Origin of the sequence: Sphingomonas sanxanigenens DSM 19645 = NX02, assembly GCF_000512205.2 — a bacterium.
Lineage (GTDB): Bacteria > Pseudomonadota > Alphaproteobacteria > Sphingomonadales > Sphingomonadaceae > Sphingomonas_D > Sphingomonas_D sanxanigenens.
Genome location: NZ_CP006644.1, coordinates 1,873,888 through 1,897,166, shown reverse-complemented (window position 1 = coordinate 1,897,166; position 23,279 = coordinate 1,873,888). Strand labels below are relative to the sequence as shown.

Here is a 23,279-nt window from a genome sequence, read left to right as displayed (position 1 = left end):
ACCCATGAAGGATCACTGTTCATAGGCCTCGCCAAGGTAAAGTCTGCGCACGGCGGGATTGTGGAGCATGGAGTCGGGCGCACCCTCGAACAGCACCCTCCCCTCATGGATGACATAGGCCCGATCAATCAGTTCGAGCATTTCGTGGACATTATGGTCGGTTATAAGGATGCCGACGCCATGCTCCTTGAGGTCGCGCACCATCAGCTTGATATCGATGATCGACAAGGGGTCGATGCCGGTAAAGGGCTCGTCCAGCAACATGACGGCCGGCTTTGCGGCCATCGCCCGAGCAATCTCGGTGCGGCGGCGTTCCCCGCCTGACAAAGCCGGAGCCGGCGTATCGCGGACATGGGCAATACCGAACTCGGCGAGCAGTTCATCGAGGCGCGCGGCGATCACCACGGGATCGTGCGCGCGGCACTCGAGCACCGCGGTGATATTCTCCGCCACCGTCATTCCCCGAAAGATCGACGGCTCCTGCGGAAGATAGCCCAGGCCTTGTGCCGCGCGCCTGTCCATCGGCAGCGCCGTCACATCCGCTCCGCCAAGCAGGATCATGCCGGCATCGACGCTCGTCAGACCCATGATCGCATAGAAGCAGATGGTCTTTCCGGCGCCGTTGGGACCAAGCAGCCCCACGATCTCCCCCGGTTTAACGTTGAGCGAGACGCCGTGGAGAACCTTTCGGGCGCCGAACGATTTTTCGATCCCGAGAACCGAGAGTCCTTCGGTCACAAGGGCGGAACTCGGCAATTGGCCCGGTCGACCGGGCACCTGATCGCCATCCTTGTGAACAGACGTGCCGCCGTCGGCGGCTTCCCGGTTCCCTTGTGAGAATGGGTCTTTCGAAAAATTCTCGTTGAGCATGAGCGCGCGGCCCCTTGTCGGTCGCAATCGGGCCAGAGCGGCGTCGATCCAAGATCGATCGCCGCCCCAGGTCTCTTCGCTCAGGAGACGGCCTCAAGGGCAAGGGCCACGCCCTGTCCGCCACCGATGCAAAGCGTGACGAGCCCTCGCCTGAGCCCATCCCGCCGCATCGAATGAAGCAGCCGCGTGGTCAGCGCCGCGCCGGTCGCGCCGATCGGATGGCCATGGGCGATCGCCCCGCCTTCGACATTGACGATGTCCTCCGGCAACCCGAGTTCGCGGATGACGGCGATGGCGATCGCGGCGAACGCCTCGTTGATTTCGACCCGTTCGAGGTCCGATACCGACCAACCCGCGCGGGTGAGCGCCTGGCGCACGGCCGGCACCGGACCCAGCCCGAACAGGCCTGGCTCCACTGCGCCCACGCCGAACGCGACCAGACGCCCCAGGGGAGGGACACCATGCTGGTGCGCCCAGCCCTCGCTCGCGACGATCATCGCCGCAGCGCCCGTATTGAGGCCGGGGGCGTTGCCCGCCGTGATGGTGCCTTCCGGACGGAAGGCCGGTTTGAGGTAGGCGAGGCTTTCGAGCGTGGCATCCGGCCGGTTCTGCTCGTCCCGGGAAAAGATGGTCGGCCCCTTTCGTCCTGGAATTTCGACCGCCACGATCTCGCTGTCGAACTTGCCGGCCGCCTGTGCCGTACTGAACCGTTGCTGCGAGCGCACTGCCCAAGCGTCCTGGGCCTCGCGCGAGATCTGGAATTTCGTGACGAGGTCCTCGGTCACCCAGCCCGAATGCTGGTCGACGAACGCATCGTTGAGACCGTCATGGAGCATGCTGTCGAACAGCTTGCCGTCTCCCATCCGGTAGCCCCAGCGGCCCTTCTCGATGAGGTAGGGCGCCTGGTCCATATTCTCCATCCCGCCCGCGACGGCGGCATTCGTCAGGCCCAGCATGATCTCCTGCGCGGCGGTGGCGATCGCCTGGGCTCCGGAGCCGCAGACCCGGTTGACCGTCATCGCCGGCACGGCCTCGGGAATGCCGCCACCGATCGCCGCCTGCCGCGCCGGGTTCATCTTCGCCCCGGCCTGCACCACCTGGCCCATAACGACGGTATCGATCGCATCGCCGGTTACGCCGGCGCGCTTCAATGTCTCCGCGATGGCGATACTCCCGAGTTTCGGCGCGGCCATGTCCTTGAGGGTTCCGCCATAGCTGCCGATGGCGGTGCGCACGGGTGCGCAAAGAACAACATTCGTAGTCATGATCTTTTCCTTCCGTCAGCCTCTTCAGGCCATGTATTTGCCGCCGTTGATCGACAGCGTAGCGCCGGAGACGAAGCCGGCCTCGTCCTCGACCAGGAACAGGACGCCGCGCGCGATCTCGTCGGGCGTGCCGAGGCGCCCGACGGGAACAGCGGCCAGAACGCCTTTCATCGCCTCCGCCGATACCGCGGCGACCATCGCCGTGTCGGTATAGCCCGGCGCAATCACATTGACGGTGACGTTGCGCGCCGCGCTCTCGAGCGCGAGCGCCTTGGTGAAGCCGATCACCCCGGCCTTGGCGGCGGCATAATTGGTCTGGCCGAACTGCCCCGACAGCGCGTTGACTGAACTCACATTGACGATCCGACCGAAGCGCCGCTCGCGCATGCCCTCGATCACTGCGCGGCACATGTTGAAGCAGCCGCCCAGATCGATGTCGATCACGCTGCGCCACTGCTCCTCGCTCATCTTGTGGAGCGTGCCGTCGCGCGTGATGCCGGCGTTGTTGACGAGGATATCGACCGGGCCGACTTCCGCGACGACCTTGGCTACACCGGCCTGGCTCGCGGCGAAATCGCCGACGTTCCAATCATAGACGGGAATGCCCGTATCGTCATGAAAGGCCTGGGCTTCGGCCTCATTGCCGAAATAATTGGCGACGACGGTATAGCCGTGCGCCTTGAGGAGACGTGCGGTCGCGGCGCCGATGCCGCTTACGCCGCCGGTGATGAGCGCTATACGGGACATAGAAATTTCCTTGCTGCTGGTGCTGGTTGAAAGTGGGCGGGAGAGGTGGTCGCTACGCGAGATAGCCGCCATCGACGGGATAGTAGGCGACCGCCATGAAGGAGACGGAATCCGGGGCTCCGATCGCGATCTCGCCTTTGAAGTCGAACATCCGGTATCTCCAGAGCACATGAAAGCCACCGCCCAAACGGGCATCGCCAAGCCCATCCGGCGCCTCTCCCCGGTGTTTTGGATTCCCGATCACGACGGGATATGCAGATCGTGTGCATCGCCGGAGCACCACGCCGCCATCGGGAACTATACTTATGCATATGGATCGGCGCGCGAGCCGATCCTTCTCCCTTACTGGAAAGCGTGAGAATGGGGCCCGACTGGAGCGGCAGGATCGCTCACAAATCGGGTGACGGAGCACAGATCCTTTGTCCGGCAGGCAAAGATCCGCTGATGGCGGGGGTTGCGCCTTATCTCTCCCCTGCGTTACGCTTCTATGTGGTTAACGACTCTGCGGAAATGACATGCGTAGTATCAGAACAAAGTAATAGCTTGATATTCTATGGTATAATGGCGGTAGTTTGGGAGGAGGATGTTGGGCCAGACCGTGTGATTGCGTAGTGCGCATTTCTCGTTGCGAAGCCATGGAAGGGCATGTCCGATTGGAGATGAAAAACATGAACCCATCCACCGCCATCTCGCCTTCAGGCTCGCCGGCCAGCGTTGCAAAGACATTCGATTATCCCGCAGCCCTGGTGGCCGCCCCGTTCGTTTCGGCGCCTTCATGCGCGGCACACTTCCAGATCTTCTCCGACCGGGCACTTCACCTCGCCCTCCCACCGGGCAGGCAACCGCGGCTAGAGGCCGGGATCGCGTGCGAATATACACCGTCGTTCTTTTATCCGGTCCGCAATGCTGGCGGCAGCGGTCGGTACCTGCACGCATGACAGTTCGACCGCTCTCCTGGCTCATGGCGGGCATATCGATCCTCGTCGCCTCGACTGCCCATGCTGCCTCCCCGATCGAAATCCTGATCGGCGATGCCGGCCAACGCGACCCGGACGGCGCCATTCTGGTCGATCTGCGATTGCTCAATGGGGGCAACGTTCCGCAAACGCTATCCTTGCCCGACCGCATCGAAGCACGGATCGGAACGTCAGCGTCTGTCAGGACCGTCTGGATCGAACGCGCCGCGAACATCCCGGCCAGCCTGACCGTGCCGCCTGGCGGATTTATGCGGGCGCGCTATCGTTTTCGCGCCCCTGCCGACCTGGTACCGGACGGCGCGGTGCTTTCCATTCCGGCATGGAGTTCGCAGCAGATCACCGTTGCATTGCGGAACGCGACGCAAGTGGCGCAGGCGGTGCCCGCTCCACAGGCACCGTTCATTCCAGAGCGAAAAGCCGCGCCTCCGCCGGCCGACCGTTCGGCTGGCAATGCCTTTCTCGTCCATCTTTCGGCCTATGAGCCGATCTACGCCGTCTACGGGCCCGGCACCGACAGCGAGGCAAGAATCCAGATCAGCTTCAAATACCAGCTGTTCGGATCGAGACGGGTCGACGGGCTGCCGCGGTCCTGGCGCGATGGGTTGCACTTCGCCTATAGCCAGCGGATGTTCTGGGATCTGGGCGGCAACTCTTCGCCGTTCCGCAATGTCGATTATCAGCCCGAACTCTTCTATCTTACCCCTTCCGCCACTTTGTCGAACGGCATCTCTTTGAGCGCGCAGGGCGGTATCCGGCATGAATCGAATGGGCGCGACGGCTCGGCGTCGCGCAGCATCAACAGCATCTATGTCGCGCCGACGGCCGCGATCCCGCTCGGCGGAGACTATCGCCTCTCCATTGCGCCGCGCCTGTCCCTTTTCGTCGGCGACAAGTCAGACAATCCAGATATCCGCCGCTATCGCGGCATCACCGGGCTTTTCGTCGAGATCGGCAAGGATGAAGGACTGCGCCTCTCGACCTCCACCCGGTTCAACTTTTCGAGCGGCAAGGGTGCGCTTAGCGCCGATCTCTCCTATCCACTGCCGCGCCTGCTGGGGGGCGGCCCGGATTTATATCTCTTCGGGCAGAGTTTCACGGGCTATGGCGAGAACCTGCTCGATTATGATCGGCGGATGACCCGGTTCAGAATAGGTGTAGCGCTCGTACGTTAACGGTGATCGATGCCGGAACCGAGATAGCGGTTCGAGGCCGCTGGGGATTTCATCCATCGGATCCTCGATGAGCAGAACGCCGGGCCGAGCCCGCTCCAAGCGCAGAATGGTGGCGATTATAATGACGTGCAGGTGCTGAAGCCTGAGTCTGGCGGCGCTGCCGATCATGCGCTCCATCAGCGCAATCCGGCCTTCATCTCCAACACCTGGATGGGCATCGTGGGAGATTATGCACCGCAGCACCTAGCGCCGACCTCCCGTGATGAGGAGAGCACATGACGGCTGCGTCGCCTTTTCCAGTCCCGATCGACCGCTTATTCTTTTACAAGGATGTTTTCTCATGACCGCCATCGTCGTCTTCCTCTCTACGCCGATCGACGCTGACAAGCTTGCCGAATATGGCCAGAAGGCCCTCGCGACGGTGGCCACGCACGGTGGTGCGGCGCCTGGGCTCGGTCCGCTTTTCGGGCTCAGCAACGGTGCCGCGTACACGCATGGCGCCATTTTCTCTTTGCCGACCATGCGGCCGCGACCGGTTGGTACGAAAGTTCCACTTATCAGGTGCTGATCGCCCTCCGCGGCGAGGCGATGCACTGCTCGATCGACATCGTCGGATGATCCGACAAGCCGCCGTTTCTCGCCAACGGCGGATGCATCGGCGGCAAGGAGCGGGCCTTGCTCACTCGAACTCATGCGTATTTTCCCGGCGAGTGTCCGTAGCATTGCGTATGACATGCCCACAGTCCTTTTCGTAGGGTTGGAGTGGAAAGGCGGGACGGTGAACAAACTATCGGCGCCTGTGGGAACTCCCACAATCTACTGTATTGGCAGCGACCCGTACCCTGAAGTGAAGTCGGCGCTGAACGATGGTGCCTCTCGTTGCTTTGCCACCCTTGACGCCTTTCTTTTGGCTTCGGCGCGGTTGGCACCGGGTATCGTCCTACTCGACGCCGACAACCTTCAGGATGATGTACCCGGTGCCATCGCTGCCCTTCGCACGCGCGGGTCGTTGCAAGCTGTTCTGCTCTCGAAAGCGGCGCCCGACTTCGCGTTTGGTGTCGCCGCCATTCGGGCCGGCGCGGTCGATATTCTTGAAAAGCCGCTGTCCGAACAGCGCCTTCTGGCGGCAATCCGATTGGCGACGAGCAGGCCCAGACCGCGCACGCCGACAACCATTGCCAGAAACATCGATCGGCTGACCGCCCGGGAACGTGAAGTTGTGGCCTGGCTGCTGTACGGGCTTACCAACAAGGAAATCGGGCGAGAGCTGGAAATCAGCCACAGAACGGTCGAAATCCATCGCGCGCGGCTGATGCGGAAGCTTGCGGTGCCGAGCCTTCCCGCATTGATCGACGTCGTCCTCGCACAGCGCGACAAGCTGCCCGATGTCGGGATCGCACGACCCTCGCACGCGCCAGGGGCATAGCCCTACCGGGCCACGGCAGGATGCTGGCTCGGCATGGAAGCCTCTCTCTACAAATGCGACCTTCGATCAGCTCCTGCGGGAATTCACGTAGCGACACCCCCCTCGCGTGACGCCATCCTCTGGTCGAAGGAGGCCCGTCATGGATAATCCCGAGATTTCCTACCTGCTGCGTCGCTGCTGCTCACATCGGGCACTGGCCCGCGTCACGGCCTGTCCCGAAGCCCATTACGTTCATCAGGACTTCGTCAGGCGCTACCAACATCGGTTGCTGGCCGTGCGGCGCGCGCGCGATGACACCGCCGGCATGTCAGGAGCGGCTGGCGGCATGATGTCGCCGCTCGACGCGTTGGCGCAGCAGCCCCCGAGCGGCAACTTTATGCACGTCCAATGATCGATCGGAGAGAAGATGAGTGAACTTGGCCACGACCTACATGCCCTGTTTCCCGCGCAGCGGGAAATCCTTCACGCCCTGAAACTGGAGAGCGCACATTACCGCTTCCTGGCCGATCGCCACCATGAGTTGGCCCAGCAGATCTCTCGGATCGAAGGCGGACTGGACGCCGCTTCCGATGATCGGCTCGAAGACCTGAAAAAGCAGCGCCTGACCCTGCTCGATGAGGTCGCGGAGATGATCGCGGACAGACAGGACGTGTGATGCCGGATGTCGATCTCATACGCCGGCGTCTCACCGATCAGCTCTCCGAGCTGAGCGCCCAGGTCGGCCGCATCGAGGATGAGCAGGGCCAGCCTCTCGATGATGATTTCGAAGAGCAGGCGATCGCCCGCGAAGACGATGAAGCACTTGATGCCGTCGAGCGGTCGGCGCTGACGGAAATAGCCCTGACGCGACGGGCGCTCGCAAGGCTGGACTCGGGCGCCTATGGCCTGTGCACCATGTGCGGGGAGCTGATCGCGCCGACACGGCTCGAGGCGCTGCCCGCCGCCGCACAGTGCATCCGATGTGCAAGCGCGGCGGCGCACGACAGGGCCTGACGGACCGCGTATGCGCCGCCTCGAGGACACGAGCTTTGCTGTGCTCATCCTGGCCGTGTCGCTGGCCTTTGCGTGGATCGTGCAGCCGCTGTTCGGCGCCATTCTCTGGGGCGTCATCGCGTCGATCCTCTTCGCGCCTCTCAACGATCGCCTGCTGCGTGCGATGCCGACGCGGAACAACCTTGCCGCTCTGCTGACGCTGCTCGTGATCATGGCGATGGTGATCCTCCCCGCCATCCTGCTTTCTGCGTTCCTGCTTCAGGAGGTGGCGGGCGTCTACGCGCGAATGCAAAGCGGCGAGGCTGATCCCGGCGCCTACTTCCTCCGGTTCCAGGCACATCTGCCGCAATGGCTGAAGTCGCTGTTGTCAGGGTTGGGCCTGAGCGATTTCGAGACCGTCCGGACCAAATTGACCGCCGGGATCGCCGCCAGCTTCCAGACCCTGACGGCGCGAGCATTCAGCATCGGCCAGAGCGCCTTCGGCTTCGTCGTCGCCCTGGGCGTCATGCTCTACCTGACTTTCTTTCTGTTGCGCGACGGCAAGCAGGTAGCTGCCCGGGTTGAAACGGCCATTCCGCTCGATCCGGACCAACGCGCCGCACTGCTCGCGAAATTCGCCGCCGTCATTCGGGCGACGATCAGGGGCAGCCTCGTGGTTGCGGTCATCCAGGGTGCCATCGGCGGGATCGTCTTCTGGGCGCTGGGCATCCATAGCGCCTTGCTTTGGGGCGTACTGATGGCGTTTCTGTCGCTGCTGCCGGCGATCGGGACAGGCATCGTCTGGGCGCCGGTCGCCGTCTATCTGCTCGTGACCGGCGCGGTCTGGGAAGGCGTCATTCTGATCCTGTGCGGCCTGTTCGTGATCGGCCTCGTGGACAATCTCCTGCGTCCGATCCTGGTGGGACGGGACGCGCGCATGCCCGATTATGTCGTGCTGATCTCCACCCTCGGCGGTCTGCAAGTACTCGGCTTCAACGGGCTCGTGATCGGTCCGGTGGCGGCGGCCTTGTTCATCGCTGCATGGGATATCTTCGCACATTCGCGGCTCCAGCCTGAACCGGGTGCATCATAGACACGTGTCACGTCCGCGCCTGCCGTGCAAAGCGTGAGGCCCGCCGCAACTGGACCATCTTGCTCGCCTCGAGCAGAATCAGGAGCAGCGCTGCTGACCCCATGGTGATCGCGACGTCGGGGCCGTGGAGCGGACCGAATTTGAGCAGGCTCCGCAGCGCGGGAACAGTCATGACGACGGCCGCGACGGCAACCACCGCGCCCAGGACGTAGCGCAGGGCCGCATTGCCCCGGACCAGCGCGTGAAGGAGCGATGTGTCGAACGATCGATTGACCAGGATCAGCACGAGGATCACGCCGATCAGCGAGAAGAAGGTCAGCGCGCGCGCATCAGCTTCCGCCATACCGGCGTAGCTCGACGCCAGAAATATTGTGGCGAGCAGCGCAAAGCCCAACCCACCCTGGAACACGCTCCAGCCGATCATGCGCAGCGAGAAGAGCCGTTCCTCGGGGTGACGCGGCTTACGGTTCATCAGATCCTGCTCCTCGCGCTCGGCCTCGAAGACGAGCGCGCAGACAGGATCGATGATCATCTCGAGCAATGCGATATGGATTGGGCCGAACAGGATGGGTAGGCCTGAGGCGAGCGGCAGCAGCGCCAGGCCTGCGATTGGCACATGGACGGCGAAGATGAACGCCATCGCCTTGCGGATATTGTCGTAGATGCGCCGCCCGAGCCGCACCGCCTTGACGATCGACCCGAAATCATCGTCGAGCAGGACGATCGCCGAGGCTTCCCGTGCAACATCGGTGCCGCGCTTGCCCATCGCGATGCCGATATGCGCGGCCTTGAGCGACGGGGCGTCATTGACCCCGTCGCCTGTCATCGCGACGATTTCGCCCTCCGCCTTATACGCCGTCACGATCCGCAGTTTCTGTTCGGGCATGATCCGCGCGAAAACGGTCACCGTCTTCAGCCGTTCGGCAAGGGCCGCGTCGTCCAGGGCAGCGAGGTCGGTCCCGGTCAGCACGTCGCCGTCCATGATTCCGGCCTGCGTCGCGATAGTCCGCGCGGTCGCCGCATAATCGCCGGTGATCATCACGACCTTGATCCCGGCGCTGCGGCATTCGGCGACGGCGGCCGGCACGCTGGCGCGCAAGGGATCGGCGAGGCCGATCAGACCGATCAGGGCAAAATCATAGTTCTGCTGAGACTCCGGCAAGGCGCTCCCAGGGCTGGTCGATGCCGTTGCGACACCGAGCACCCGCATGCCCCGCTGCGCCATGGTGTCGACCGCGGTCTCCAGACGAGATCGCTCGGCCGACGACAGATGACAGAGCGCAGCGATCGCCTCCGGCGCGCCCTTGGCCGCCACCGTGCAGGCTGCCTCGGGGTCGGAGGTTTCCCAGACATTCGTCATCGCCAGCAGTTCGGGACGCAGCCCGTAGCTATGGGCCAGACTTAACCCGGCACGGCGCTCGGCCAGTTCGGGAATGGCCGCGCCCGTCTGGTGAAAGGCGACCTCCATCGGATCGACCGGCACCGGCGCGCTTGCGAGGATGCTTGCATCCAGCAACTCGTGAAAGCGAGGTGACAGCACGGTCATGCCATCGACGGCGCCGATCTCGCCCGACGCGAGCCACAGCTCCGTCACCGCCATCCGGTTCTCGGTCAAGGTCCCCGTCTTGTCGGTGCACAATATGGTCGCGGAACCCAACGTTTCGATGGCGGCCGCCCGGCGCGTGAGAACCCCGGCTTGGGCGATGCGCCATGCCCCCATCGCGAGGAAGATCGTGAGGACCACCGGGAACTCCTCCGGCAGCATGGACATGCCGATCGCGATTCCCGCGAGCAGAGCGTCGATCCATCCTCCGCGCAGGAGCCCGAAGAGCAGGACGACAAGGAGGGCGACGAAGCCGCCGCCGATCGCGCAGAGCCGGACGATCCGGGCGGTTTCCCGGCGTAGGCGCGGCGGCTCGGCATCGAGCGTCGAGAGCGACTGGCCGATCTTGCCGATCTCGCTGCGCGGACCGGTCGCGATCGCCAGCGCCAGCCCCGAGCCGCGGGTGATGAGCGAGCCCGAATAGACGAGCGGCTGATCCTCCCCGCCCGGCCGTCGCTGCAGCAACTCCTCGCCCTGAAGCGCCGGCTGCTTGCGGACCGGTACAGACTCGCCGGTAAGCAGCGATTCGTCGGCCTGAAGATCGTCCGCCGAGACCAGCATCGCGTCGGCGGCGACCCTGTCGCCCTGCTCAAGGACGAGCAGATCGCCTTCGACTACCTCGCGCCCGGCAATGCGGATGCGGGTTCCGTCGCGTATTACCAGGGCACGCGGCGCCGACAGGTCGCGCAACGCTTCGAGAACATGCTCGGTGCGGCTTTCCTGGATCACCGTGAGGCCGATCGAAAAGGTCGCGAAGCCGAGGAGGATGAGCGCTTCGCCGAGGTCGCCCAGCAGCATATAGGCGACGCCGCCGGCGAGCAGCAGCGCCAGCATCGGCTCCCGGACAACTTCAGCGAGAATATGCGGCACCGTGCGTCGCCCTGTTCTTGGCAGTTCGTTCGGTCCCTGGGCATCAAAGCGTCGCCGGGCCTCCGTCGCGGTCAGCCCGGACCGGGATGGCGCGGTAGGTCGCTGGTCGGTGGCCGTCGGCATCCATCGTCTTCCTGTTCGAAGTGCGCGACGTCCTGCGTCGCCTCCCTGTTCCGGGCCATTCTGGCGTAGGCCGACTACCGACACATTACGGGTACTTACGGATTTCGGTGATCGTCATTCCTGTTGTCCTATTGTGCCAGCCAAGATTGGCACCGTGGCCTTGGTGCTACCCGCAGCCAATGGATATTTGCATTTTCGTCGGGTCATACGGTGGCATCGAGTTGCCCTTGGACGACGTTGCATTCAGAACCGAGGATATAAGTGACGGCGTTTGAGATGGATTTTGCGGCGGCCGGGGGTGTTACTACCATAGCCGGCATCGCGCTGGCGCTGGCCCTTGGCCTGCTCATCGGCGTCCAGCGTGGCTGGACCTTGCGCCATGAACCGGCCGGCTCCCGCTTCGCGGGCATCCGGACCTTCGGGCTGCTGGGGCTGGCCGGCGGCGTCGCGGGCGCCCTTCGGTCGATCGAGCCCGGCGTGGCGATCATCCTGATCGCGTCGGCGGCCATGCTGGTCCTGATGGGATATGCGCAGGCGGCATGGCGTGGCGGACCGGTCAGCGGAACAGCGAGCCTTGCCGGGCTGCTGACGCTCGGCTGCGGGTTCCTCGCGACCGCCCCGCAGGAACGCCTCGCCACGATCGTCGCTGTCGTGATGACGCTGGTGCTTGCGCTCCGTTCGCAGCTTCACGGTTGGATCGGGCGGCTAAGCGAGGTCGAGGTAAGCGCGATCGCCCGTTTCGCACTGATCTCGCTCGCCATCCTGCCACTCCTGCCTGACCGCGCTTATGGTCCCTACGATGCCTGGAATCCGCGGCAATTGTGGATGGTGGTCGTCCTCGTGTCGGGATTTTCCTTCGCCGGCTATGTGGCCAGCAAGCGCCTCGGCGCCTCGCGCGGGACACTTGCGACGGCAGCTGCCGGCGCCATGGTCTCGTCCACGGCGGTTACCGCCGCCTTGGCGACGCGCCTGCGCGACGGTGCGGAAAATGGTCCTATTCTCATCGCGGGAATCACCACCGCCTCCGTCGTCATGCTGGTCCGCGTGCTGGTGCTGGTGGGCGTGCTGGCGCCTTACGCGCTACCGGCGCTTGCGCTGCTGGTCGCGCCCGCGGCGCTGATCAGCGCCCTCGCCACGGGCTGGCATCTCCGGGCGGCGGCGCAACTGCCCTCATCGTCCAGCCAGGAAGTTCCGGTTCGCAACCCGTTCAACCTTGCGCCGGCGCTCAGCCTCATGGCGCTGGTGATGGTTCTGTCGTTGGCGTCGCGCTGGGTACTCGATCGGTTTGGCGACGCCGGCTTGGCCACGGTTCTCGCCTTGTCGGGGATGGTGGATGTCGATTCCGCCATCATCACGATGGGTGGGTTGCCAAAGGGCGTGCTCGACGGACGAACGGCGGGCCTCATTCTGGCCGCCCCGGTCATTCTCAACACCCTCGTCAAGGCCGGAGCCACGGTCAGCCTGGCCGGAAAACATCGGGGCTGGTCCGCCGCCATGGCCCTGATTGCGAGCGTCGCAGCCAGCTTGCTGATGCTGCCCATCATCTTGCACTGATCGATCGTGGGGCGTCCGCCAGCATCAAATTTCGCGGTCAGGAAATAGCCATCCACTGATCGCTGCAGTCATCATGTGACCGTCTCGCATAGGTATAGTCACGCATATTTGAGGCCGTGCTTCGCAAATAGAATCCCTCCATCAGTATGGAGGCGACTATGAAGAACATTCTTTTGCTGGTTCACGAGGACGATGGGCAGGAAGCCAGGCTGCAGACAGCGCTCGACCTGACGCGTGCGCTTGATGGCCATCTGACCTGTATCGACGTCACGCAATCGCCGGTGGTCGCTGGCGACCTCTATGCCGGCTTTGGTGAAGCCGTGATGCTGACCGATGAGCGGGAGACCGAGGCAAATAACAGGGCTGCGCTGACGGAGCGCCTCTCGCATGAAGATGTTCGCTGGGACTGGACCGACGCGACTGGCGATATCGCCGGCTGTGTCCTAGAGGCGGCGACGCTCGCGGATCTTATCGTGCTCAATCGGACGCTCGACGCCTATCCCCTCCCCGATATGCGCACGATCGCCAGCCGGATCGTGATGCACGCGCGCAAGCCCATCGTCGCCGTTCCCGAGAACCTGGAACGGTTCAACGCGGCCGGTCGCGCGCTCATCGCTTGGGATGGTCAGGCGTCTGCGGCAGACACGATGCGCGCCTGCGTGCCCCTTCTTCAACTCGCATCCGACGTCCATATCTTCATGGCTCGCGACGGCGCCGAGAAGACCGAACCGACCGAAGCCGCCGAATATCTGTCACGCCATGGCGTACACGCAAGCGTCAGAATCGCCGACGACGGCCTTCACGCGCCGGATGCGCTGATCGCCGAGGAGGCCGCCCTTCGCCAGGCCGACTATGTGCTGATGGGCGCCTATAGTCATGGCAGACTGTTGGAAGCGTTTGGCGGCGTCACGAAGCGGATGCTCACCAAGAGCAAGCTGCCGCTGGTACTCGGGCACTGAAGGGGCCGTTCGCGTAAGTGCGACGGTCGACTGCCGTCATCCTTCGCGCCGCCGTGGCCATGGAAGCAGTCACAAATTACTTCTGACTCCTTGAAGGGCATATCGGCCCCACAGTGAATAATTTGACCACGATCAAAGAGAGAAGCGCTACCCACGCCTAACACCATACCGGACGCGGGCTATCTCCTCCCCGCCCGCGAACGGAACTCGCCCCCTCCGGGCAACCGGGTGGGGCGTCCTTTCGTACGTATCGCGGAAACGAAGCTCAAACCTCCGCATCCCCTTGAAGTAATCCTGTTCGGTAGAGCCAGATCACGGCACGGTCCTCGCAAGCCAGCGGTCTCGACGGCGCGAGTTCATGCTGCAACGCGGCTCGGTACTGTTCGAGAACGGCCGCGACACCGCCATTTGAGAGATCCTATCAGGCGCGCTTCGAACAGTGCGCCAGAGAGCGGAGCGGATCCACGGCAACCTGCGCGACATCTATCGCGCCAAAGCACATAGTTTCTGCCTCTGTAGTCCGGAGATACCAATGCGACCCGGTCTATGGAACCAACTCCGATCCGCGCACATATGTTTGCGCTCGGTCAAAGTTCGGCGCCGGCAAGTCTCCTAATCCATATCTGACATGGCATGGAGATAGACATGAAAAGGGCAGTCCTTGTATCGATTGGCGCAGTTGTTGCCGCGCTCGCGGTCCCGGCCCATGCCGAAGAGGCAGACAAGCGCTGGATCATCCGTGCCCGTGCGATCCGGGTGACGCCGACCGAGAAGACCGGCCCGATCCTTCCGAGTTTTCCAACCGCCCATACGGCGGTGACAAACAGTTATGCGCCGGAAGTGGACTTCACCTATATGGCGACCAGGCACATCGGCGCCGAACTGATCCTGGCCACGACGAAGCAGCACATCGAAGGACGCGGCGCGCTTGACGGACTCGGCAAGGCAGGACGAACCTGGGTGCTTCCGCCAACGCTCACGCTTCAATATCATTTTGCCCCCAGCGCACATATCCGGCCCTATGTCGGCGCGGGCGTCAACTACACGATCTTCTATTCTGAAAACGCCAGCAATGCGCTCCAGTCGGCCATTGGTGACACGAAGCTGAAACTGAAGGACAGCTTCGGCTATGCCCTGCAGGCCGGCGTCGATATCGACATTACCCCTGGCATTTTCCTCAATATTGACCTCAAATATATCGACATCGATACCACGGCCCGTCTGACGACAGGCAGTCTGATCAACCGCGAGCGTGTCCACCTTGACCCTCTGGTGCCTGGTATCGGCATCGGGATGCGGTTCTGAGCGATGCCAGCCGCCACGAACCTGGTCCCACCGATGGGTTGGTACATGATCGACGAGATTGACCTGATCGCACTGCTTATCGACCACGCCGAGCTTGCCTGTCTTTGCGACATGCTGGAATCGGTTGCGGACGCTCTGCCGACCCTTCCGGAAGAAGATGACGCGGCCTGGGTTTGCCGTGAGCTTGAGAACCGGCTTCCCACCCATGAAGCTCGAGAGCGCAGGTTCTTGGAAACCGTTTTCGCCCCACGGACGATGCCGAACGGCGAAGCGGTCCTTGATCGTATCCGCTGCCGCAGCGTGTCACAGGTTGTGCAAGCGCAGGATCTCGTCGCTGCTCTCCTGCCTGGCGCCTCTCCGCTGCCTGCAACAACATTGGGATATATGCTTCGTTGCTTCTTCGAAGCGTGCCGGGCCGATATGGCGTTCGAGGAGTTGGCGATCCTCGGGCTCGCGGAGCAGCGCCTTACGTCCGCGGCGCGAACATTATTGCGCGACAGCCTCGACCGACACTGTCGCGCCTAGCGCGGCCACGATCATTCAGGCAGCGTCGGTCATTCGCCTGAGCGCGTCGCGCTTGAGTATCGTCACCGCGCGACCGCCCGGCAGGGCAATCACGCCGGCCACCTTGAGCTTGGTCATTTGCCGGCTGACCGTTTCGATGGTGAGGCCCAGCACATCGGCGATTGCGCCTCGGGAAAGAGGAAGATCGAAGGTTACCGGTCCGTTGGAGCTGGCGCTACAGCCCCCGATCCTCTCGAAAGTTTGGAGCAGAAAGTCTGCGATCCTCTCGCTGGCGCTTTGACGACCGAGTAGAAGCATGCGCCTGCGCGCATCGCTCAGCGTATCGAAGGTGCGGCACAGGAGAGCCTGGGTCATCCCGTTTCGCGTCGACAGAAACCCTTCGAAATCGGACTTGCGAAAGGTGCAGATTTCCGCGTCTCCCAACGCCGTCACCGTGAATTCGAAGCTGCCCACGAAGGGCTGTCCCACGAAGTCCGACGGATAGAGCAAGCCGACAATCTGTTCGCGGCCGTCGGCGGTCAACGCGCTGACTTTCAGGATGCCCGAAAGGACATTCGCGCAACCGCGGCTCTCCTCTCCCGCCCAGGCGAAAGCCTCGCCCCGACGTAAGCGGCGGCGGCGACCAAGCCTGTGCAGTCGGGAAAGCTCGGCATCCGTGAGCGTTCCGCACAGGGAATCCCGGCGAACCGCGCAATCCGTGCAGACCGATGTCGGAAACCTCTCCTCGTCATCAGGCCGTGCCAAGATTGTGCAGCTATCGAGCATCTTCGTCCCCACTCGCGCATCCACGCCGGCGGGAGCCCAGGGTTCGGGCCGGCTACGATCTCGGAAGCCGACCGCGAGGTCAAACCCGAGAACCCAAGCGAAATACCACGTGGCGATGAGCCTGCTATCAGTAGTAATCCCGATGCGTGGAAACGATCCCGGTCGTCAGACGGGCCGACATGACCTTGTAGGCCCAGGCCAGCGCCGCACGACGCCGTTCTGCTCGCCGAGGCGATAGGGCTGTGAGCCACATTCTGGCGGGACAGCAACGGGCCGCTTCGTCAGTGATGTCCATCGTTGCGTAATTTCCCCAAGGGCGAGCCATCGTGCGGTAGGGTAGCATTACAGCTGAAGGAGACGTTCGATGGCTGACGCGGCAAAGGGGCATGCCCGACATGTGGCGATCCTCATCCATCCCGATCCACAGAGCTTCAACGCCGCCATCGCGCACGCCTATTGCGAGACAGTTCGGGAATGCGGGCAAGAGGCAATCCTGCGTGATCTCTATGCGATGAAGTTCGATCCGGTACTCAAGAACGAAGAGCGGCCCGACAAGCGTGGTTTCGAGATCGCGCCTGATGTGCGAGCCGAACTCGAAGCCATCGAGGGTTGTGACGTTGTGGCGCTCATTCATCCGATCTGGTTTGGCCTGCCGCCCGCCATGATGAAGGGCTATGTCGATCGCGTGATCGGCGCGGGCGTCACGCCGCATCAGGTGCAGGATCGCACAGGACAAGGCCCGTTGACCACAGGGCATATGATCACGATCACGACATCGGGCGCGCGCGACGCATGGCTGGACGAACAAGGACAGTTGGACTCGCTCAGGGAATTATCGAGCCGATATCTCTTCCGAGCCTTTTCGATGAAATCGGCTGACTATCTTCACATCGGCAGTATCGTCGAAGGTTTGCCCACACGCATCATCGACGAGCATCTTTTCGATGTCCGCGAGCGGGCACGCAAGATTTGCGCGAGGCTTGCCGTGGAGCAAGATGGCGCGGCGGCTCCGCCTTCGATCTCGGACGGAAGCTGAACGACGCGTTCCTGGTACACGATTTAAGTGGATCGAGGGCAGTGGGTCAGTTTGAATTTCCGTTGCCGCCCCAAATCGGTCATAGCCGAGGCGAGTTTGTCAATCCCGAGAGCCGCCGTCGCAAAGCCCGGCATACGATCCGGGAATTGGTAGCCCGAGTTCGTTCGACCGTAGCGAGACGTGTCTATTCCGTCAGTTGGAGCCTGTTTGCGCGAAAATCGATCGTGACGCGCTCGGCCTGGCGCAGCAGGTCAAGTCCCATGCGCCCGGCGAGCCAATCGCTGTTGGCGGTCGTCTTGACGGTCAACACGTGCGCCGGCGCCGCCCGGACAGTCATGCCGCCGAGTTCCAGGCTGATCTCCGGCACGACGACCTCCGGGATTTGCCCGTTGCCGCCAAACCCGCGCACCTGCTTCATTCCGGGCGCGCCTTTTTCCTCGAGCAGCACCGCGAAAGACTTGGCGAAGGGCGGCCACAGGTCGGTCGTCTCGGCGCCCGTGTCGAACACACCGGTCAGCGCCATATGTTCATGAGAGAAGCGAACGATGGGATCGGCGCCGTCGTAACCGAGCGGAGATGAGGGGCGCGCGGGATCGTGTCCGACGCCGATCCAGAAATTGCCGTCGCGGTCCCAGCTCACCTGCTCCAACCCGAGCAAGACCGGAAGGCCGAGCGCGCCCTGTTGCCGCGGGGCCAACGTAGCGAATAGACTGGCATCGTCGGGCAGCACCATGAAGGCCACGTTGCGCAGATGCGCTTTGCCGATACGCACATCAGCAGTCGTGATCCTGAGGCGCGATCCTGCCCCGAGCGCCCTAGCGGTAGTCGCCGCGCTGTCACTGACGGTAAGGCCCATCTCCTTCGCTGCGGTTTCGCTGAGGAAGGACAGGTTGGCGTCGGTATCGACGATGAGTTCGGCCGGCTTGTCGTTCACCGCGGCGGGGACGAACAGCTTATGCTGGAAAATGCGATATCGGATCGTCGCGGGCGCCATGGCGGCAGTGATCTGATCGGGAAGCGTGCGGAACGTCTCGGCGAGCGGATTGGGGTTGCTCGGATCGGTCGCCGCGATGTGCGCCGCCGCCGCTCGGTAATGCCCCTTGCGCAGGTCCATATAGCTGAGCCAACCATGCGCTTCAGCTGCCTGTTTGCCCGCCAGCAGCGGTTGCAGATGCGCCCGCGCCTTCGCCTCATCGCCGAACGCCACAGCGGTGGCGCCAATCGCGAGCGAATCCTTTGCGGTTCCAGCGGTGATGCGGTCCCGCAGGGTGAACCAGTCGTGCTTTTCGTAGAGCGCGACGTCATCCTGATGAACCGGCGCTTGGGCGATTGCGACCGCCGAAGCGACAGCCAGAAGCAGCAGTGCGGATTTCATGCGGCAAGCTTATGGAAGATGGTCGGATTCGCAACACGGTTGATCACGTACCGGCCATTTCCCCGCAAGCGGCTTACGAGCCGTTTTTGTCTTCTGATCGATCAGGACTGCCTGTTGCCATCAGCTTGGCGGCTTGTCGGTGCAGTGATTCGAAACGCCGCCTTCACGCATCCGGCATAGAATGTTCATGATTGAGCGTGAACTGCCATGTTGCTGCGGGTGTCGAAACCGGAACGGTTTTTACACAGCGTGAGTGACGGCTTTCGGCATCGCTCGACACGAAAGCCGACCGAGAACTAACCACCCGATCCTAGCCGTTCCACATCAGATCGACCGTGATGGTCCGCCTCAGGCGGAATTCAAACTGACCCACTGCCCGCAATCTCAATCCGTCGCGTGGCAACCTGGCGATTCGGGCCGAGTCGGTGCCTCAGAACGCGACCATTCTTTCGGGAGAGTGAGAAAAGCAGGCTCTGACTGTGCGCCTAACGTCCGGATTCTGCTTCCCTACGCCAACTTCTGCCGAAACGGCACTTCAGTGCCCTCCCTGTTGCGGGCTGAATCGCGATCGGGCATTCAGGTATCGGATCAATCGGCGGCTGGATGTGCCACACGCTCTTCGGAGTGCTGAACTGCCACGCCTCGTATCTCTATCAGATTGTTAGAGGGAATTGCTCCGCCTGGCAGAGTTTCAGGTGACAGCAATCACGCTGATTGAATGATCACATTCCCCCTTCAGCAGTGGCATTGTATGCAAAAATGCGTGACCGATCATCCGCTCACGCAGAAAAGTCAGTCTTTCACAACCTTCTTCCTAGATCGCGCAGCCCGGTATCGGCCGAAGCCGACCTTCACCAGCAATCCCTCGACACACATACGGGAAAGATAGCAGCGGTGAACGCCGATATCGGTGAGGTCCTTTGTACGAACCTCACCCTTTTCTCGAGCGAGAGCGACAGCCCGCTCTCTCAAAGAAGGCTTCGGACCGCCAGCAAGTCTAATGCGCTCCGCACGGTCACGCTCTCTCTTTCGGATTCCATGTGTCGGCTCCCGTGGAGACGAGAGAGGCGCATCGGAAGCAAATGCGTCAGATTTAACCGGTTGCCAGATCGAAGAGGTTCTTGCCGAAGCGCGATACCGTGATATGGTTTTTCTTGCTTCATCCGATACGAATAGCAAAATTGTTTTAGACGTATCCTGAAATGGGAGCCATGGCTTTGAGACAGTCCGCAGCCGCGCTTCGTGCCTTGCCGGACGCCCCCCTTGCGATTGGCGAATAGGCCGATCGTCGCATCCGCTCTGCAGCGCTCTACACTCCATGCCGCCGTGAACGGGGATGGTCGGCGGCATGCCGCGCCCGGCCCCGCAAGCCGGGCACGGCCTTCTGTCTCAACCGCCCCGCGCCAGTTCGGCGCTGCGCTGCCGTGCCGCGGCGAGCGTGCGGCTGATGAGCGGCGCCAGACCTGCTTCGCCGTCGAGGATGTTGAGGCCGGCGCGGGTCGCTCCGCCTGGGCTCGCGACGCGTTCGGCGAGCATCGCGGGTGACTCGCCAGCCGCGACTGCAAGCGCCGCGGCACCGTCTATCGTCGCCAGCGCCAGCCGCGCCGCCTGTTCGGGCGGCAGGCCAATGTCGGCGCCGGCGGCGCCCAGCGCATCGATGAAGCGGAACAGGAAGGCCGGGCCGGCACCCGACAGCGCCGTCACCGCATCGAGCATAGGCTCGTCCTCAACCCATTCGACGAGCCCCAGCGGCGCCATCATCGCCGCTACGGCCTCGGCCTCAGGCGTACGCGACGGCGCGTACAGCGCCACCGCCCCCTTGCCGAGTGCGACGGGGGTGTTGGGCATGGACCGCACGATGGTGCCCGCGGCCGGGAAGGCCGCGCGCAGGTTCGCCACGGTTGCTCCGGCGAGGATCGAGATCAACGTCGTTTCGGGGCCGGCCGCCATTCCCGCGACTTCGCCCAATTTCTGCGGCTTGACGCCGAGCAGCAGCACGGCCGGCGGCGGGTCGTCGGCCGGCACTGCCGTCACCACGCGCACGCCGGGCGCCACGGGCTTGCCGCTCGGCCGGATCACCGTCACGCGGCGTGCATCGAGCCCCGTCTCCAGCCAGCGCAGAAGCATCGCGCCCGCCATGTTGCCGCATCCGAGCAGCCAGATCGCATCGTTAGACATCGCACGGCGTTAGCCGCCCGTGGAAGGCTTGTCAGCCGTCGCGTCAGGCCTCGCCGCGCGTTTCGATCAGCGCCGCTGCGATCGCTTCCTTCGGGCTCTTCCCGCCCCACAGAACGAACTGGAAAACCGGGTAGAAGCGCTCGCATTCATCGAGCGCCGCTTCGACCAGCGCTTCCGCCTGCTCGAGGCTGATCGAGACGTCGTCGCTGCCTTCGATCAAAGCCGCGTGCCGGAACAGCACGATGCCCGAAGAGGACCACATCTCGAAATGGCCCAGCCAGAGCTGTTCGTTGATCAGCCCGATCGTTTCGTAGATGACGCCATGCTTATCGGCGGTCACGCGAATATCGGGAAATCCGAGGAACTGGAGGACATGATCCTCCTCGCGCCATACCGAGCGAAGCTCATATTGTGCCCAGCTTCCCTGCACATGCGCGACGATCTCATCTTCGCCGACGCGCTCGTGCTGCCAGCCATGGGCAGAGAAATAGCTTTCGAGCATGTCGATGGGCGCGGCGTCGTCGCGCGCGCCTTCAAACTCGTCGAGGTTCATTCATGCCTTTCCAGGGCGCATGGCCACGCCCGCGCCGACCCTTACGAAAGAGCCGCGCGCGCGCAAGCCGGCATTTCCCGATCGGTGGAAAATCCTGTGGATAAGAAGGGGGTCAATCCACCGGGTCGGAGGTGGGCTTGCCCAGATCGACATCCGCCGGCGCAGCGGCGGCGGGTGCGCCCGTACGCGACGCCTCGAGCACCGCGAGGCGCGTGCGAAGTTCGTCCACCTCATCGCGGGCAGCGGCGGCCATTGCCTTCACCGCCTCGAACTCGTCGCGGCTGACGAAGTCCAGCCCGCCGATCCATTCACGCGCGCGCTGCCGGGCCGATGCCTCGGCCTCACGCCCCATGCCGGCCAGCGTGCCGGCGGCACCGTTCATCAGCTTGGCCAGATCGTCGAAGAACCGGTTTTCGGTCTGCATTCAAGAAACTCCCATCGGGCCGATGCCCATCAGCGGGTTATCTGGCCCCTCGGCTCCCCGTGCACAAGGGTTTCCGCGTCCGGATTGAGGCGCGCGATCTCCCAATTGAGCGCCGAAGCCAGACAAAGCCAGGCCAGATAAGGGAGCAGCAACCAGCCCGCGAGCGGCCGGATGCGGCGGAACAGCGTGATGGTGATTGCCACCATAACCGCCATCGCGATCAACACCGTCAGCGCGATCCGAACCTGATGGAGCCCGAAGAACAAGGGCGACCACGAGAGATTGAGCAGCAACTGGGTGGCGAACAGACCTATCGCACGCCCCCGCCCCGGCGCGCCGCGGGCATCGAGCACCAGCGCCAGCGCAACCCCCATCAGGATATAGAGCGTCGTCCAGGCGACGGGAAAAGCCCAGCCCGGCGGCACGAACCATGGCTTGTCCAGCGCAGCATACCAGCGATTGCTCTCGCTCGCTCTGGAGATCCAGCCCGAGCCTATGCCGAGCAACAGGATCGAGGGCACGGTAAGCAGAAGCGTCTTGCCGAGAGTCCTACTCATCACCCAACCGCCCTTCGAAGGAGTCACAAGACGCAAGGCGCCGCTTCGGCGCTGGTTCCGTTCAGCCCGCGCGCCGCGCGGATACGAGAAATTCGACATTGCCCTCGGGGCCCGTGACCGGGCTTTCGACGACACCCTCGACCATCCAGCCGCTCGTTTGCAGCCATTCGACCACTTCGCCGCAGACGCGCGCATGCACCGCAGGATCACGGACCACACCGCCCTTGCCAACCTCGGCTCGGCCAGCCTCGAATTGCGGCTTGATCAGTGCGACCAGCCGCCCGTCCGGTCGCACGAACGACAGTGGACGTTCGAGCACCTTGGCGAGGCCGATGAAGCTGGCATCGCAGACGATGATGTCGATTGGCTCGGGGATGTGCTCCGCCGTCAGGATGCGCGCGCTGGTCTGTTCATGGACGATCACGCGATCGTCCTGCCGCAGCTTCCAGGCAAGCTGGTTCGTGCCCGAATCGACTGCATAGACGCGCGCTGCGCCGCGGCTCAGCAGCACGTCGGTGAAGCCGCCGGTCGACGAGCCGACGTCGATCGCGACCATGCCGGTCACATCGATCCCGAAATGGGTCAGCGCATGATCGAGCTTGAGCCCGCCACGCGATACCCACGGATGATCCCGCCCCTTCACGCTCAGCGGCGCATCCTCGGCGAGCATCTGGCCGGCCTTGTCGACCTTGCGGTCGCCCGTCAGCACCAGCCCGGCGAGAATCAACGCCTGACCCCGCGCGCGCGACTCGACGAGGCCACGCTCCACCAGCAGTTGATCGGCACGAATCTTGGGCATCGCTTGCGCCATACGCGTTCGGGCTGGCGCCCGCCACGCCCCCGAAAGCGCCGCCGCATTGTCGCCGCAGTCGGACTGGCGCGCGGCACCGTCCTTTTATCGCCGTCCTATTGTCTATCTATACAGTAGAC

At 63.4% G+C, this 23,279-nt stretch carries 23 protein-coding genes; 12 read left to right on the top strand and 11 right to left on the bottom strand.

Going from position 1 to position 23,279, the window contains the following annotated elements; all coding sequences use genetic code 11:
* Positions 1-12: 12 nt before the first annotated feature.
* From lptB to phbB, 3 genes are all read right to left on the bottom strand, one after another.
* Positions 13-870 (bottom strand): LPS export ABC transporter ATP-binding protein, encoded by an 858-nt coding sequence (gene lptB / locus NX02_RS08695; RefSeq protein WP_084439186.1) that lies wholly within the window; start codon positions 868-870, stop codon positions 13-15.
* An 80-nt stretch (positions 871-950) separates the two neighbouring features.
* The gene (locus NX02_RS08690; RefSeq protein WP_025291809.1) at positions 951-2,135 is read right to left on the bottom strand and encodes an acetyl-CoA C-acetyltransferase; all 1,185 of its coding nucleotides are present in this window, start codon (positions 2,133-2,135) and stop codon (positions 951-953) included.
* Between the two features lie 24 nt (positions 2,136-2,159).
* Positions 2,160-2,882 carry an acetoacetyl-CoA reductase gene (phbB, locus tag NX02_RS08685; protein ID WP_025291808.1) on the bottom strand — a complete coding sequence of 241 codons (723 nt, stop codon included), beginning with the start codon at positions 2,880-2,882 and terminating at the stop codon, positions 2,160-2,162.
* A 961-nt stretch (positions 2,883-3,843) separates the two neighbouring features.
* On the opposite strand from phbB, the gene NX02_RS08680 reads away from it, so the two are divergent.
* The 7 genes from NX02_RS08680 to NX02_RS08650 all read left to right on the top strand — a co-directional run bounded on the left by NX02_RS08680 (position 3,844) and on the right by NX02_RS08650 (position 8,522).
* Positions 3,844-5,031, top strand: a complete 1,188-nt coding sequence (locus NX02_RS08680) for a phospholipase A (protein ID WP_245648806.1) — start codon at positions 3,844-3,846, stop codon at positions 5,029-5,031.
* 340 nt (positions 5,032-5,371) lie between these two features.
* On the top strand, positions 5,372-5,599 hold the full coding sequence (locus tag NX02_RS08675; protein WP_025291806.1) for a DUF1330 domain-containing protein: 228 nt from the start codon (positions 5,372-5,374) through the stop codon (positions 5,597-5,599).
* A 210-nt stretch (positions 5,600-5,809) separates the two neighbouring features.
* Positions 5,810-6,457, top strand: a complete 648-nt coding sequence (locus tag NX02_RS08670) for a response regulator transcription factor (RefSeq protein WP_158013964.1) — start codon at positions 5,810-5,812, stop codon at positions 6,455-6,457.
* Between the two features lie 139 nt (positions 6,458-6,596).
* Positions 6,597-6,848: a hypothetical protein gene (locus tag NX02_RS08665; protein ID WP_025291804.1), complete on the top strand. Its 252-nt coding sequence runs from the start codon at positions 6,597-6,599 to the stop codon at positions 6,846-6,848.
* 15 nt (positions 6,849-6,863) lie between these two features.
* Entirely contained in the window at positions 6,864-7,112 is a 249-nt protein-coding gene (locus NX02_RS08660; RefSeq protein ID WP_025291803.1) for an HP1242/YdcH family protein, read from the top strand.
* On the top strand, positions 7,112-7,450 hold the full coding sequence (locus tag NX02_RS08655) for a TraR/DksA family transcriptional regulator (protein ID WP_025291802.1): 339 nt from the start codon (positions 7,112-7,114) through the stop codon (positions 7,448-7,450). The genes NX02_RS08660 and NX02_RS08655 overlap by 1 nt, the downstream gene beginning before the upstream one ends.
* Positions 7,451-7,460: 10 nt before the next feature.
* Positions 7,461-8,522, top strand: a complete 1,062-nt coding sequence (locus tag NX02_RS08650) for an AI-2E family transporter (protein WP_025291801.1) — start codon at positions 7,461-7,463, stop codon at positions 8,520-8,522.
* Positions 8,523-8,529: 7 nt separating this feature from the next.
* Here the strand turns inward: NX02_RS08650 and NX02_RS08645 are convergent, their stop codons facing one another.
* The gene (locus NX02_RS08645) at positions 8,530-11,118 is read right to left on the bottom strand and encodes a cation-translocating P-type ATPase (protein WP_025291800.1); all 2,589 of its coding nucleotides are present in this window, start codon (positions 11,116-11,118) and stop codon (positions 8,530-8,532) included.
* Between the two features lie 276 nt (positions 11,119-11,394).
* On the opposite strand from NX02_RS08645, the gene NX02_RS08640 reads away from it, so the two are divergent.
* The 4 genes from NX02_RS08640 to NX02_RS08625 all read left to right on the top strand — a co-directional run bounded on the left by NX02_RS08640 (position 11,395) and on the right by NX02_RS08625 (position 15,461).
* Entirely contained in the window at positions 11,395-12,672 is a 1,278-nt protein-coding gene (locus NX02_RS08640; RefSeq protein ID WP_025291799.1) for an MgtC/SapB family protein, read from the top strand.
* Between the two features lie 158 nt (positions 12,673-12,830).
* Complete coding sequence (locus NX02_RS08635) at positions 12,831-13,631, top strand: universal stress protein (protein ID WP_025291798.1); 801 nt, start codon at positions 12,831-12,833, stop codon at positions 13,629-13,631.
* A gap of 645 nt (positions 13,632-14,276) precedes the next feature.
* Positions 14,277-14,936, top strand: a complete 660-nt coding sequence (locus NX02_RS08630; RefSeq protein WP_025291797.1) for an OmpW/AlkL family protein — start codon at positions 14,277-14,279, stop codon at positions 14,934-14,936.
* Positions 14,937-14,981: 45 nt separating this feature from the next.
* Complete coding sequence (locus tag NX02_RS08625) at positions 14,982-15,461, top strand: hypothetical protein (protein ID WP_158013963.1); 480 nt, start codon at positions 14,982-14,984, stop codon at positions 15,459-15,461.
* 15 nt (positions 15,462-15,476) lie between these two features.
* Here NX02_RS08625 and NX02_RS08620 read toward each other — a convergent pair whose 3' ends face one another.
* Positions 15,477-16,226, bottom strand: coding sequence for a Crp/Fnr family transcriptional regulator (locus NX02_RS08620; RefSeq protein WP_047099977.1), 750 nt, complete (start codon positions 16,224-16,226; stop codon positions 15,477-15,479).
* A gap of 364 nt (positions 16,227-16,590) precedes the next feature.
* Between NX02_RS08620 and NX02_RS08615 the strand changes: the two genes are divergently transcribed.
* Positions 16,591-17,262, top strand: coding sequence for an NAD(P)H-dependent oxidoreductase (locus NX02_RS08615; RefSeq protein WP_025291794.1), 672 nt, complete (start codon positions 16,591-16,593; stop codon positions 17,260-17,262).
* A 184-nt stretch (positions 17,263-17,446) separates the two neighbouring features.
* On the opposite strand, the gene NX02_RS08610 is transcribed toward NX02_RS08615, so the two are convergent.
* From NX02_RS08610 to NX02_RS08585, 6 genes are all read right to left on the bottom strand, one after another.
* Positions 17,447-18,637, bottom strand: a complete 1,191-nt coding sequence (locus NX02_RS08610) for an aspartyl protease family protein (RefSeq protein WP_025291793.1) — start codon at positions 18,635-18,637, stop codon at positions 17,447-17,449.
* Positions 18,638-20,026: 1,389 nt separating this feature from the next.
* Positions 20,027-20,815, bottom strand: coding sequence for a pyrroline-5-carboxylate reductase family protein (locus NX02_RS08605; RefSeq protein WP_025291792.1), 789 nt, complete (start codon positions 20,813-20,815; stop codon positions 20,027-20,029).
* 43 nt (positions 20,816-20,858) lie between these two features.
* A complete protein-coding gene (locus NX02_RS08600) occupies positions 20,859-21,368 on the bottom strand; it encodes a type III secretion system chaperone family protein (protein ID WP_025291791.1) in 510 nt (169 codons plus the stop codon).
* Positions 21,369-21,480: 112 nt separating this feature from the next.
* Positions 21,481-21,792, bottom strand: a complete 312-nt coding sequence (locus tag NX02_RS08595; protein WP_025291790.1) for an accessory factor UbiK family protein — start codon at positions 21,790-21,792, stop codon at positions 21,481-21,483.
* A gap of 29 nt (positions 21,793-21,821) precedes the next feature.
* Positions 21,822-22,349, bottom strand: a complete 528-nt coding sequence (locus NX02_RS08590) for a TspO/MBR family protein (RefSeq protein ID WP_025291789.1) — start codon at positions 22,347-22,349, stop codon at positions 21,822-21,824.
* Positions 22,350-22,410: 61 nt separating this feature from the next.
* A complete protein-coding gene (locus NX02_RS08585; RefSeq protein WP_025291788.1) occupies positions 22,411-23,148 on the bottom strand; it encodes a TlyA family RNA methyltransferase in 738 nt (245 codons plus the stop codon).
* Positions 23,149-23,279: the final 131 nt, after the last annotated feature.

Excerpts from the sequence above, each read along its gene's own strand:
- lptB (WP_084439186.1), bottom strand. The coding sequence starts at position 870 with ATGCTCAACGAGAATTTTTCGAAAGACCCATTCTCACAAGGGAACCGG.
- NX02_RS08690 (WP_025291809.1), bottom strand. The coding sequence starts at position 2,135 with ATGACTACGAATGTTGTTCTTTGCGCACCCGTGCGCACCGCCATCGGC.
- phbB (WP_025291808.1), bottom strand. The coding sequence starts at position 2,882 with ATGTCCCGTATAGCGCTCATCACCGGCGGCGTAAGCGGCATCGGCGCC.
- NX02_RS08680 (WP_245648806.1), top strand. The coding sequence starts at position 3,844 with ATGGCGGGCATATCGATCCTCGTCGCCTCGACTGCCCATGCTGCCTCC.
- NX02_RS08675 (WP_025291806.1), top strand. The coding sequence starts at position 5,372 with ATGACCGCCATCGTCGTCTTCCTCTCTACGCCGATCGACGCTGACAAG.
- NX02_RS08665 (WP_025291804.1), top strand. The coding sequence starts at position 6,597 with ATGGATAATCCCGAGATTTCCTACCTGCTGCGTCGCTGCTGCTCACAT.
- NX02_RS08660 (WP_025291803.1), top strand. The coding sequence starts at position 6,864 with ATGAGTGAACTTGGCCACGACCTACATGCCCTGTTTCCCGCGCAGCGG.
- NX02_RS08655 (WP_025291802.1), top strand. The coding sequence starts at position 7,112 with ATGCCGGATGTCGATCTCATACGCCGGCGTCTCACCGATCAGCTCTCC.
- NX02_RS08650 (WP_025291801.1), top strand. The coding sequence starts at position 7,461 with ATGCGCCGCCTCGAGGACACGAGCTTTGCTGTGCTCATCCTGGCCGTG.
- NX02_RS08645 (WP_025291800.1), bottom strand. The coding sequence starts at position 11,118 with ATGCCGACGGCCACCGACCAGCGACCTACCGCGCCATCCCGGTCCGGG.
- NX02_RS08640 (WP_025291799.1), top strand. The coding sequence starts at position 11,395 with ATGGATTTTGCGGCGGCCGGGGGTGTTACTACCATAGCCGGCATCGCG.
- NX02_RS08635 (WP_025291798.1), top strand. The coding sequence starts at position 12,831 with ATGAAGAACATTCTTTTGCTGGTTCACGAGGACGATGGGCAGGAAGCC.
- NX02_RS08630 (WP_025291797.1), top strand. The coding sequence starts at position 14,277 with ATGAAAAGGGCAGTCCTTGTATCGATTGGCGCAGTTGTTGCCGCGCTC.
- NX02_RS08625 (WP_158013963.1), top strand. The coding sequence starts at position 14,982 with ATGATCGACGAGATTGACCTGATCGCACTGCTTATCGACCACGCCGAG.
- NX02_RS08620 (WP_047099977.1), bottom strand. The coding sequence starts at position 16,226 with ATGCTCGATAGCTGCACAATCTTGGCACGGCCTGATGACGAGGAGAGG.
- NX02_RS08615 (WP_025291794.1), top strand. The coding sequence starts at position 16,591 with ATGGCTGACGCGGCAAAGGGGCATGCCCGACATGTGGCGATCCTCATC.
- NX02_RS08610 (WP_025291793.1), bottom strand. The coding sequence starts at position 18,637 with ATGAAATCCGCACTGCTGCTTCTGGCTGTCGCTTCGGCGGTCGCAATC.
- NX02_RS08605 (WP_025291792.1), bottom strand. The coding sequence starts at position 20,815 with ATGTCTAACGATGCGATCTGGCTGCTCGGATGCGGCAACATGGCGGGC.
- NX02_RS08600 (WP_025291791.1), bottom strand. The coding sequence starts at position 21,368 with ATGAACCTCGACGAGTTTGAAGGCGCGCGCGACGACGCCGCGCCCATC.
- NX02_RS08595 (WP_025291790.1), bottom strand. The coding sequence starts at position 21,792 with ATGCAGACCGAAAACCGGTTCTTCGACGATCTGGCCAAGCTGATGAAC.
- NX02_RS08590 (WP_025291789.1), bottom strand. The coding sequence starts at position 22,349 with ATGAGTAGGACTCTCGGCAAGACGCTTCTGCTTACCGTGCCCTCGATC.
- NX02_RS08585 (WP_025291788.1), bottom strand. The coding sequence starts at position 23,148 with ATGCCCAAGATTCGTGCCGATCAACTGCTGGTGGAGCGTGGCCTCGTC.